The sequence below is a fragment of the Mesoflavibacter sp. genome (genome assembly GCF_964226795.1).
Classification (GTDB): domain Bacteria; phylum Bacteroidota; class Bacteroidia; order Flavobacteriales; family Flavobacteriaceae; genus Mesoflavibacter; species Mesoflavibacter zeaxanthinifaciens.
Window position 1 is genome coordinate 1 of the sequence record NZ_CAXQQP010000005.1, and the last position, 12,524, is coordinate 12,524.

General features: G+C 33.4%; 5 protein-coding genes and 1 pseudogene. 1 reads left to right on the plus strand and 5 read right to left on the minus strand.

Features of this window, described 5'->3' with window-relative positions; all coding sequences use genetic code 11:
- Together ACEQT4_RS02385 and pbpC are read right to left on the minus strand one after the other, a co-directional pair.
- Positions 1 to 750: pseudogene (locus tag ACEQT4_RS02385) on the minus strand (hypothetical protein); the annotation flags it as partial.
- Between the two features lie 182 nt (positions 751 to 932).
- Positions 933 to 3,284 carry a penicillin-binding protein 1C gene (gene pbpC, locus ACEQT4_RS02390; RefSeq protein WP_370225831.1) on the minus strand — a complete coding sequence of 784 codons (2,352 nt, stop codon included), beginning with the start codon at positions 3,282 to 3,284 and terminating at the stop codon, positions 933 to 935.
- Positions 3,285 to 3,372: 88 nt separating this feature from the next.
- Between pbpC and ACEQT4_RS02395 the strand changes: the two genes are divergently transcribed.
- Positions 3,373 to 5,244, plus strand: a complete 1,872-nt coding sequence (locus tag ACEQT4_RS02395; RefSeq protein ID WP_370225833.1) for a T9SS type B sorting domain-containing protein — start codon at positions 3,373 to 3,375, stop codon at positions 5,242 to 5,244.
- Positions 5,245 to 5,250: 6 nt separating this feature from the next.
- On the opposite strand, the gene ACEQT4_RS02400 is transcribed toward ACEQT4_RS02395, so the two are convergent.
- The 3 genes from ACEQT4_RS02400 to ACEQT4_RS02410 form a co-directional block, all read right to left on the minus strand.
- Positions 5,251 to 5,727 (minus strand): hypothetical protein, encoded by a 477-nt coding sequence (locus ACEQT4_RS02400; RefSeq protein WP_370225835.1) that lies wholly within the window; start codon positions 5,725 to 5,727, stop codon positions 5,251 to 5,253.
- A gap of 42 nt (positions 5,728 to 5,769) precedes the next feature.
- Entirely contained in the window at positions 5,770 to 11,343 is a 5,574-nt protein-coding gene (locus tag ACEQT4_RS02405) for an alpha-2-macroglobulin (RefSeq protein ID WP_370225837.1), read from the minus strand.
- 106 nt (positions 11,344 to 11,449) lie between these two features.
- Complete coding sequence (locus tag ACEQT4_RS02410; RefSeq protein ID WP_370225839.1) at positions 11,450 to 12,517, minus strand: isoaspartyl peptidase/L-asparaginase family protein; 1,068 nt, start codon at positions 12,515 to 12,517, stop codon at positions 11,450 to 11,452.
- Positions 12,518 to 12,524 lie beyond the last annotated feature (7 nt).

Below are 12,524 nucleotides of genomic sequence, written 5' to 3' on the forward strand. Positions count from 1 at the left end.
TGCTGGATAAGGATTGTTAGTCGATGTTGTTGTACCATCTGTTGTTGGCCCTCCTGTTCCTGCTGGTTGTATCCAAATTTGCCATTCAGTCTCTGATCCGCCTGCTAACCATGTTATATCTGCAGTGGTATCTCCTGTTGTGACAGCAGTTACACCTGTTACGTCTGCACATGCTGGTGGCATTTGAGAATATAGTGTTGGAGAACTAAAACACATTCCCCATCCCCAAATTCCTCCATCATCATAAAAGAGACGGTATTTGAAACCAGATAACTGTGTTGCTGTAAAACCAGCTATGTTTAATTGGTCTGTAGTATAAGCTTCAGATGTTCCTGCACAAAAATCATTTGTTGGAGGTGTAGCTGTATCTGCTTGAATTGGTGATCCCCAAGGATTCCATGTTCCTGCATCTGCATCCCAATATTCAACTCCGATAGCGTCTGAACTTATCCAGTTGAAAACATAATCTGTGTCAACAAATAGCCAAGTTTCGCCTGCACTAAATGCTGCTGTTAAATCAATTACTGGTGATTCTGCTTGTATGGCGTCTGTACTACCGCTACCTGCATCATCATCATCAAATGCAAAGTTTGCTGTTGTTGTAGGGTCTGCTTCAAAAGCTGTAGGATCTGTATTGTAGCTTCCAGTTACAGTCCAATTGGTATTGGGCCAGTTTGCTGGCTGATTAATTACCTGAGCTTGTACAATTATACTAAATAATAGTAAAATTAGGAGAGTAGTTTTTTTCATAGGTATGAAATGATTGTGTTAGTTTAATTTATATGATAAACATCCCAAAATTTCATTTGGAATCTTAAAGGTATATTTTTTTATGAGACTATCTAAATTCAGATAGATATAATGCTCTTTTTTTCGTTGAAATGTTAGTGTTTTGTTAAAATTGGTATTTAATTTTCTGTGTTTTTGCTGTTTTAATGAGAAATTTCTATGGTTTTTTTGATTTCGTTGCCGAATTCGTCAGTGACTGTAATTGTATATTTACCTTCTTTTGGTCGTATAGACATGTTGTGGATTGTAGTTGTTTCACCTAAAAAAATATGGTCTAAATACCAATATAATTTAGTGTTTGGTTTAGAGTGTGTAACTTTTAAAATCAGATCGTTAGTTTTTTCATTGAAATCTTTAGGTAGAAAAATCTTTTTGATATCTTTAGGATAGATAAATTCCATTGTTTCTTTTTTAGAATTAATGCAATCCTCTCTAAAAGCGGGTAAGGGTTTGTAAAATGGATGTTTGTCTTTATAGTAGTAAGCCATTAAAGGAGGTAAAATAAACCAAGATGTGTTTTTAATTTCGTTTATATTTTCGCAAGAAGAATTTACTTGGAAACTCTCAGTTTTATCTAAATGTATTAATTTATGATAGGGACAAGCTTTAGTTTTTAAGCCACTTTTTTGTATATATTTTTCATCTACATTATTACAATTTACAGACGCTCTGTAACCACTAGTTAAGCATATCTTTACCTTTTCCATTTCATCAAAAGGTTTTTGAAACCATTGACTATTAGGTAATAAATCAAACACATCAAAAAGTATTGGTGCAGCTGTTTGTACACCAACTAAGCCAGGTCTTCCTTCTCCATCTGCATTACCAACCCAAACACCAACTACATAATCTTTTGTAGTACCTATAGCCCATGCGTCTCTAAAGCCATAGCTAGTCCCTGTTTTCCAAGCAATTTGTTTAGAATTATCAAAAAATTCCCAATTATCATCGCCTTCAGGTCTATTTACTTCTTTTAAACTTTCATAAGTTAAGTAAATGGAAGCGGCGTCAAAAAGTGTTTTTTCGTTGGATTTTTTACCAAAATTTATTTTTTCGTCTTCGTAGAAAGTAGGCTCACAAAATTCGTTACTAAAATATTCGCTTGATGTTTCGTTAAAATGATTAATAGTTGAAGAAAACGCTGCATAACTTTTACATAAATCCCAAAGGTTACTTTCTGCTCCGCCAAGTACTAAAGATAACCCGTAGTGGTTAGCATTAAATCTAATATCTTTAAGATGAAGATTTTTTAAATAGTAATGAAATCTGTCCAAGCCAAAATCTTTTAACATTATAACAGCAGGTACATTTAAAGATCTTGATAAAGCTTGTTTTGCAGGTACAGCACCATCAAACTCTTTATTGAAATTTTCTGGTGAATAATCGCCAAATTGTGTTGGTACATCTGCAACTAAAGTATTTGGTAAAATATCACCAGCGTCTAGCATTGCAGCATATAAAAAAGGTTTTAAAATACTACCTGTGCTACGTGGTTTGTTTATAATATCTACACTATTTTGATGATTTTTATCGGTTGGAGCATTACCTATATAGGTTAAAACTTTTCTGGTTTTTACATCTAAAATTAGTACCGAAATATTATAAATTTCGTTTAGTTTTAACGTGTTATAATGGTTAAAAACAATAGTGTTAGTTTGCTGTTGAAGTCTCTTGTTAACACTAGTTTTAATTCGTTGCCCTTTGTTGTTTTTTGCAATGGTTTGCAGTAAATGTGGCGCAATTTGTGGTAAAGGATAGGGTTTTTGTGGTAATCCTTCGGATATTGATAGTCTGTAAGTTAGGCTATCAATAGTTTGATTATCTAAAAGCTTTTTTAGTAATCTATTACGTTTCTTTAATAGTTGTAATTGGTTTTTACCAGGATATATCAAACTTGGTGCATTTGGTAAGACTGCTAATGTTGCACTTTCTGCCCAAGATAAATCTTCAGAATTTCTATTAAAATATCGCCACGATGCTGCATCTAAACCAACAACATTTCCGCCAAAAGGCGCATGACTGGCGTACAATGCTAAAATTTCATCTTTTTTATGCCTAAATTCTAGCCGCGTTGCTAAGATAATTTCTTTAAATTTTTCCCAATAAGTACGCTGTTTTCCTTTTCGCGATAAGCGTATAACTTGTTGTGTAATGGTACTTCCGCCTCGTTTAATTTCACCAGAATTTATATTTTCTTTTAAAGCTTTAAAAATTGAAATTGGATTAAAACCAGGATGATTGTAAAAGTATTCATCTTCAAAAGCTATGATACAAGTTTTAAATTTATCAGGAACTGAATCATTTTCAGGAAAGCGCCACTGCCCATCGTCTGCAATTATAGCTCCTAATAACTCATTTTTATTACTTGTAATAACCGTTGCAGTTGGGTCTTTAAAAAGGTGTTTGGGTAAGCAAAAATAGTAAGCCACAAGTAGTAAAAACAATACAATTGTTTTCTTTTTATTGTTTTTAAAGTAGGCTAACAGTCTTTGCATTAAAAAGTTATAGTTTGTAACAAAGTTTTAAAAAGTGAATTTAAGCATTTAACATTAAAAATGACCAATTAATATTTATCTTTAAAACGTGAAAAACGATAAGTTACTTCTTAAAATAATTATAATTTTTATTGTTCTATTTTCTATTGAAGATGGATATGCTCAGTTAGGTTTTTGTAATGGAAATTCTGGTGACCCAATCTTCACAGAAACCTTTGGGACAGGTACAATACAAACACCTTTGCCAGCAGGTACAACAACTTATACCTTTTCTTCTGCAACACCAAATGATGGGTTTTATACAGTTTCAAGTTCAACTGCGTTTTTTGATTGGCACGATGTACCAGATCATACAGAAGGTGATAGTAATGGGAAATGCTTAATTGTAAATGCAGATTTTACTGCTGGCGAATTTTATAGAACAACAATTACAGGACTTTGTGAGAATACATCTTATGAGTTTTCAGCATTTTTAATAAACCTTTCAAGAAGTACGGGTTGTGGAGGAAATAACATCCCAATAAATGTAAGGTTTGAAATTTGGGATGATACTGATACTACACTTCTTGCAAGTGGTGATACAGGAGAAATTGACGCACAAGCCACACCAAATTGGGAGCAGTATGGATTAGTTTTTCAAACATTACCAGCGCAAACCGAAGTGATTTTAAAAATGAGAAATAATGGCGCAGGCGGTTGTGGTAACGACCTTGCAATTGATGATATAGTTTTTAAATCATGTGGAGATAATGTAACCATAGAAGATACAACTAATGAAAGTGATGTTTTTATTTGCGAAACACAAACGCCTTATAATTTAAACTTACAAGCTAATCCTGACGGCACAATTTTTAATACATATGCATATCAATGGGAAACCTCTACAGATGGTATAAATTGGACAGAAATTGTAGGTGAAACCAATCAAAATTTAAACATCAATGTTAATACAACATCTTTATACCGTGTCAAAGTAGCCGAAGATGCTATAAACCTAGCTAATGCATTGTGTAATGTAATTTCAGATGAGTTTTCTATTACGATAGTACCAACGCCATTAGCACCTGTTAGTAACGGAGATATCACAATTTGCGAAAACGAAAATCAACCTTTAGAAGTCACTGTACCAACAGGAGTAACAGTAAATTGGTACGATGCTGTTTCTGGAGGAAATTTACTTGAAGAAAATAATACGAGCTTTTCACCTGAAAATGAAGGTGTTTATTATGCTGAAGCCATTTCGATAAACGGAAATTGTATTTCAAACACAAGAACAGCAGTAACACTTACTTTTTCCCAATCGCCACAAGTTTTTGATGAAGCAGTCTTTTTTTGTCAAGATGAAAGTATTGAAATAAGTGCAAACATCAATAACGTGAGTTACCTTTGGAATACAGGTGAAACAACCGAAAGTATTACAGTTTCAACCGAAGGTATTTATACTGTAGATGTTACAAATCTTGATGGTTGTACAGTTACAAAAACAATAGATGTTACACAATTAGATGCGCCGATAATTGCTGAAGTTTTTACTGAAAATAATGACTTAATAATTACTACCGAAAACCAAGGTAATTTCTCTTATTCTGTCGACGGAATTAATTATCAAAACACTCCAGTTTTTGAAAACCTTGAAGGAGGAAGATATACCGTTTACGTTAGAGAAAATAGTGATTGCGGCATAGATACTCAAACTTTTATTCATTTTATAGTACCAAAATTTTTCACGCCAAATAATGATACTTACCATGATACTTGGCGATTAAAAGGCATAGAATTTTATGCGTCTTCTGAAGTGCAAATTTTTGACCGTTACGGTAAATTACTTTTTTATAGAAAGAACAAACCAATCTCTTGGGATGGAATGTTTAGGAAACAACAATTACCAACTTCAGATTATTGGTACGTTATTACTATTAATGGACAACGTCGTGTTGGGCATTTTACGTTGAAGCGATAAAATAATTTAGTCCAAACTATCTAAAAAGGCTTTTAGTTCGTCAATTTTTTGAGAACCGATTAAAAACTTTTTTCCATTTTTAAGCTCTAAGGCTAAACCCATTTTTCCTTTAATGTTGTAAACGGTTCCGTAATTGGTCCATAATCTAATTCCCCAACCGCCAACAAAACCATAATTTACAATTTGTGCTTTTTCAACTTCAGACCATTTCATAGCTCTTTTAACTAAAGGGAAGAAGTGTATTTTAATATCTTGTTGCGTAATTTCGGTTCGCAATTGTATCATCCAGAAAAAAGTAATTAACGTAAAAACAAATACAGAAAATACAATAAGCCCTTCATCAGACATAGGTTTATCTCCCATAGGTTCTCCTAAGTAAAGTTGCTTGTAAATACCAGCAATAGGCAAAACACCAATACTAAGTAAGATTAGCCAAAGCCACCATTGTGTAAATTTTTGTGTTTCTGTGAATTGTTTTTTCATATTTCAATAATATAAAAAGATTCCCGCTTTCGCGGGAATTTGTTACTTCTCAACCTCAATCCATTGTCCTTTATTTCTAACAAAAAACTCGTTATCATACATGGCTTCTGCTTGTATACCTGGTAAATAATAAGACCCTAAGTAAGACGCATTAAGCATAACGTTAAAGGTTTTAGTTTCCTTTTGTTTTAAATCAAAATAGAAATTAACACGGTCGTCTCTAATATCTGTAAATCGGGCTTGACTTGTTGTATTATCTCCAAAATCTGTAAAACGTGTGTTTACAATTTCCCAACCTGAAGGGAAAATTTGGGTTAATGCCACATCATTAACGCTATAGTTTTTAGCATTAGTAATTTGTACTGTTGCAACAAAATCTTCACCTTGTTTAAGTGTTGAGATGTCTATTTTATCACCTTTTAAGTTTTTAAAGACAACGTTTGCAGTTAATCCTCTTTGCTCGGTTAACTCTTCGCCTAAAGGTAATTTACCAGAAGTTAATACGCGTACATACACTAAATTGTCGTAGTTGTTTTTAATACTAATTTGGTTAGCACCATCTTTGATTTTTAAATCACGTTGCGCTAATGCATTACTACTATTTACGGTTTCGGATTTACCATTAATACTGTAGTTAATTTTTATGCCTTTTCCGCCATTAGCAATAACCATTTTACCCATTGCAAGCAAGCTGTAAGCTGTGGTTTGTGTACTCATCCAACGTTGGCTAGACAATTCTTTAGCAATAGTTTCAGCTAAATCTTTAAGGCGTTTATCTTTGGTAATAACCATTGTTTCTAGCGCCATAGCACGATTTCGGTCAACAGAACCGTAGGTGTAATAGTTACGTTTTACAGGTTGAAACTCGATATTTGCAGTTTTAGCAACTGTGTTACTAGCTTCGGTTTGACCTGCTAAAGCATAAGCTGCTGCAAGACGCCATTTGGCTTCGTTAGATAATTCTGAAAATTCGCGTAAGCGATTCATTGCTGCTAAATCAGGACTATCAGCCAATGCTAATGTGTACAATCTGTAAGCTTGTGCTAAATCAGAGTTGTAGTTACTGTAACTAGGTCTCCAGTTTTGCGCTGCTTCTTTTTGGTATTTTATCCAATTGCTTTTAAACGTTAATGGTAATACAAAACCTTTCTTTTCGGCTTCTATCATAAAATGTCCAGCGTAACTTGTTCCCCAATCATTAGTGTTATTTTCTCCAATCCAATAACTCATGCCACCATTTGGTCTTTGGAAATGACCAAGACGCTTGATTCCGTTTTTAATATTATCCTGAATTTTTAATTGTTGATCTTGAGGTAAATCAAAAATATCTGTCAAAAATAATTGAGGGAAAACGCTAGATGTTGTTTGCTCTACGCAGCCATGAGGATATCTAATTAAATATTCTAAACGACGTGTAAAGTCCATTGGAGGTAATGTAGAAAACTCAACCGTTGCGCTATTTGTACCTGTAACACCAAAGGTTGAAAAATCTATAGTTTTACTCTCGTTTGCGGTTAAAGATTCGTTGTGACTTTTAGTAGATATTGGATTAACATTTTCAACATCAATTTCAACTTTGTAAGTTGAAGTTTCGCCGTTTCCAGATGCTACAACTTCAATTGTATTGATGCCTTTTGCTTTGCTAACATCCAGTTCAAAATATTCCATCTTTTCATCTGGTTTTGCAAAACTTAAAGATTTTGAAGACTCGCCAACTACTGAAATTCCGTTGCTTAATTTTAATTTAAGTGATACGTTTTTCACCTTAGGTTCCATAGCAAAAACCGTTACCGGAAGTGTTACTTTTTCGCCAGGACTTAATTTGCGTGGTAATGATGCTAATACCATTAAAGGTTGTTTAACTTGTACCGATTTTTCAGCATTACCGTAGGCTTCATTTTCTACATGACTAGCTACAACCATAGTTCTTACTGCACCAATATAATTTGGCATTTTTATGGTGTGAGATTTGCGATCTCCAGCCTCTAGTTTAAATGGACCTAAAAAGGTAACCACAGGTTTAAAGCGGTTAGCCTTTTTGTTTTTTCCTGCTGCTGCATTACCATCTCCACCAATTGCAAACACTTGATCAATACTACCGCTGTAAGCGCCAATAACATCATCAAATATATCCCAAGTTTTTACACCTAAAGCCTCGCGTGCGTAAAATGCATCCCAAGCATTTGGAGTTTTGAATCGGGTTAAATCAAGCAAACCTTCTTCTACGACAGCAAGCGTGTACGTCATTGGTTTGTTATTTTTTTCTGAAACAAATACCGTGTAATCTTCTTTTGGTTTTAAGACACTTGCCATTTTAATTTCTGGATGTAAAATGGTATTTGGATCTTCTACCATTAATGGAATTACACCGTATAAACGCAACGGTAAATCGTTAGCAGTAGAGGCATGTGGTTGCAGTAACAATATGTTTACAAATACGTTTGGCGCCATTTGTTTGGTAATAGGAATATCTACTGTTGTTTCTCCAGTTTCGGTTTTAACCCATTTGTGTTCTATAACTTCAGAGCCATTTTCTATACTAATTAACGCACGACCAGAAGTGCCAGACGGGAAAGTGATTTTTGCAGTTTCGTCAACATTGTAATTTTCTTTATCTGCTGAAAACACAAGCATACTTGCAGCTTCTTTGTCGTTTGATGGTTGACGTTTCCACCAATTTTTATAGAAATATGCAGTTTGACCTGTTGAATGTCCAGAAACAGGATCTTTAATTGTGATGTAATAACGACCACCTTCTTCATCAGGAACATTGATATTAAAAGACGTTTTTCCTTTGGAATTGGTGTTTAATTTGCTTTCTAAAAATGGTTTGTAAAACGAACTTGAGGTGTATTTTGATAGATTATCTTCTGAAGAATTCCACCACCAACGCCATTCAATTTTATAAACTTTTACTTCTAAACCATTACGTTGTATAGCATTACCTTGATCATCTACAACGACTAGATCGAAGTTGTTATTAGCATCCGTTTCATAAGAACCGTAACGTTTTGGCTCTGGTGATTTTAAACCAACAAACGAGTTGTAAGGTGCGTAAGGCATTGTGAATGCATCCATAGAGAAATCGCCACCATTTTCAAAAGCTCTGACTAAAAATTGTGCGTTTAACATACCTGGTGCGCCTTTACCAATAGATAAGTTTTTGGTAATGTTGGCTAAACCATCGGCATCTAAATTGCCTTCAAAAATGGTTATTTCTTCGGTATTGAAAGATTTTGCAGGATCTCTAAATTTGTAATCTGGATAGTTTTTAAATCCTGAATAGGAATTAGAAAACTTTGCTTTTACTTCTGCTTTTAAATTTTTTGCTGGTGCGCCATGTAGCCAATTAACGGCTAATTTTCCTTTTAAATTAGAATTGCTTTTTAGGATTTCGTCATTAAAATCTATCTTAATTTTTAGACGGTTTGGTTTAACGGTTTCAACTTTTAACCCTTTATAAAAATTAGCGCCACCAACGGTTACTTTTGCATTCCAATTACCAGTTTTGTCTTCGGTAGCTGTTGGAACGGTAAAGGTGTAAACATTGTTTAATCCGTTGCTTTTTACTTCTTTAAAGGCTAATTTTCCGTTAGGATCTGTAATTTCAAGTTTTACTGGATGACCTTTAGGTAGTTTATTTGCCGCATCATTAAGCATAAATGATAAATGAATGGTGTCACCAGGTCGCCAAACACCACGTTCTCCATAGATGTAACCTTTTAAACCACGTTGCAGCGTTGTGCCCGAAACATCAAATTTACTTAAGGATAAAGAGTTACCATCGTTAAGTTTTACATAAGTAGTGTTGTAGCCTTTTGTTACAGTTGCAAAAGCAGCGTGCTTATTAGCGCTTATAGTTGCAAAACCATTACTGTTAGTGGTTGAACTAACTATTTTTTGTTGCTGAAAATTGTATAATGCTATAGTTGCTCCTGCTTCTGGATTAGTATTTAAAATATTACTTACTGCAAATAAATAGTTGTTATTAGCTCCTTTTTTAACAATAGTACCAAGGTTAGAGCTAATTAAATTTTGAGCAATAACACGATTAGAGTTATAGTACGATTCGTGGCAAGGATTGTTGCGTTCTCTCCAGTTATAGTTATCGTTGCGGTAGCTATAGGTTAGATTATCCCAATACTCTTCTTCTTTAAGGTCTTCGTCTTCGGTGTTGGTTTGGTTGTAATTGTCGCTGTAATAATCGTCGTAATAGTAATCGTCTTCGTAGTAATACTCATCCTCGTCATCATTACTACTAGAAGCTGTGGTATTACAGTCGTAAAGTGAATAGGCTTTTTTAAAGTCAATTTCAACTCTATAAATAGCGCCAGGATCTGCTTTTATGTATTTTGAAAGATCTACGCTGTAGGTTTTCCATTTTCCGTCGTTATCTAAAGGGTTTTCAATTAGGTTAATGGTATGTTTTGCAATGCGTCTTCCTACGCGTCTAATAGCTCTACTATTGTTGCTATATAGTTCATTATCTTGAAGAAATTGAAGTACGTTATCTTCAAAAATTTTAATAACTCTAAGATCTACAGCTTTTAAATTTACTGCTTTAAAATTGAATTTTAATTCTTTAGAATTTGGCAAAAACACACCGCTATTTACCAGTTTTACTTTTGGTTTTATGTCTTCAAAAGCAATAGTTTGACTGTAAGGTGTTTTTAATTTGTACCCATATGTGTTTTTTATACCTTGAAATACATCAATTTTTAAATTACCTGACATTTTGGATTGTGGATACACTTTAAGCACATTGCCATCTACAATAAATTTTGGGTTTTTAGCATTTTGAATAGTTACTAAACCATCAAAATTTTGTTGTTTTTTTATTGGGTCTGAAAAATTAATAGATAAAAATTGCTCTGGTAATTGAAACACTTCTACACCAACAATTTTAAAGTTGTTAATACCAGGAATGGTTACTTTGTTCTCTCCAGAATTGTCTGCATTTATTGGTTTTCCGTTCCATTTTACTAAAATATCTGCATCATCAATTTTTCTAGTAATACTATCAATTTTAAATTCAAAATATTTTGAAGGAAGCAGTTTTTCATCCCAAACAATGTTTAATTTTTTTCCATCTTGACTGGCTTCAACCAGTAGCTTTGCTTTATCAATAGTAGTGATATCTGCTAATTTTAACGCGCCATTTAAATACTGTAATTCTTTAGTGTAAGATTGTAGGTTGTTAGTTTCAATAATAAAATTTGGTGTAATAGTTTTAAAGCTAAAATCATAAGTATCAAAACCATCTGGTAAATCGTTATAAAGATCTTTTAGTTTTACAGAAACGGTATATTCTGTGTCTGGCGATAAGTTTTCGTCAGGAATAAAAGTAAACGCGTGATCATTTACAACTTTAAGTTGTCCTTCTACAAAAGGTTTGATTTTAAAAAGACTTTTGTCTAACTCTTTGTCAGCTTCCCAACCGGCTACAGTTTTTGCAAGACTAACGTTAATATTATCTGCAACAGATACTCGACCAGCAGTTGTGTAACTAATATAGTCTCTATATTTAAAAAGATTGTCTGTTTTTGGTGTTTTTTCTTTACATGAAAATGTTATGAAAAAAACTAATAGAGTGGTGTAGAAAGATTTTAACTGCATTGATTAATAGGTTTGTAGATGAATGTTTATCAAGAGAAATAGTGTTAAATAAATTACGTTAACATTTTATGATTTAGTTTGTATGAGATGTTAAAAAAAAGATAAATTATTGATTGTAGATACCAACATAAACTTCTCCTTTGTCATTAACAGAAGCTCTATACATGCCAGCAGTGTTAAAGTCCATAACAATGTTTCCGTATTTATCAATAGCAATAATACCACCGTTCCCACCAAGATCAGGTACCTTTTTTTGAATTACTTCTTTTGCAGCATCTTTTAGGCTTAAACCTTTATATTCTATTAATGCAGAAATATCATGAGCAACCGTAGCGCGAATAAAAAATTCTCCCCAACCAGTTCCAGAAACAGCGCAAGTAGTATTGTTTGCATAAGTACCAGCTCCAATTATTGGTACATCACCAACCCGACCAAATCTTTTATTAGTCATTCCTCCAGTAGATGTGCCAGCAGCTAAATTTCCGTTTTTATCAAGAGCTACACAGCCAACGGTTCCAAATTTTGAATTTTTTATTTCAGCGTCATAAAAAGCTATTTGCTTTTCTTTATTAGTTTCTTTCTCTTTAATTCTTTTTAAACTTTTAAGTCGTTTTTCTGTTTTAAAGTAATTAGGGTCTACAATTTCAAGTTGTTGTTCTTTTGCATACTTTTCTGCACCTTGACCTGTCATCATTACATGTGGAGAAACATCCATGATTTGTCTAGCTAAATTAATAGGATTTTTAACGTTTGTAATAGCAGCACATGCACCAGCATTTAAGGTTTTTCCATCCATAATTGAAGCATCAAGCTCAATAGTTTCTTCATTTGTAAAAACAGCACCTTTACCTGCGTTAAATAAAGGAGAATCCTCTAGTATATTTATTGTTTTTTGTACAGCATCAACACTGCTGCCTCCTTCTTTTAAAATGTTGTAACCAACCATTACGGCTTCTTCTAATTTTGCTTTGTAGGCTGCTTCATTTTGTTTAGTCATATTCTTTTTTAAAATAGTGCCTGCACCACCATGAATAACTATAGCGAACTCATTTACTTGAGTATTGGTAGTTTTGTTAACTATGTCTGATTCTACATTTTTTGATTTTTCTGTAGAATTGCAGCTTAGGTTTAATAGAAATAAAAGCGATAGAATAGATTTTAGTAAAGTCTTCATTAGATAA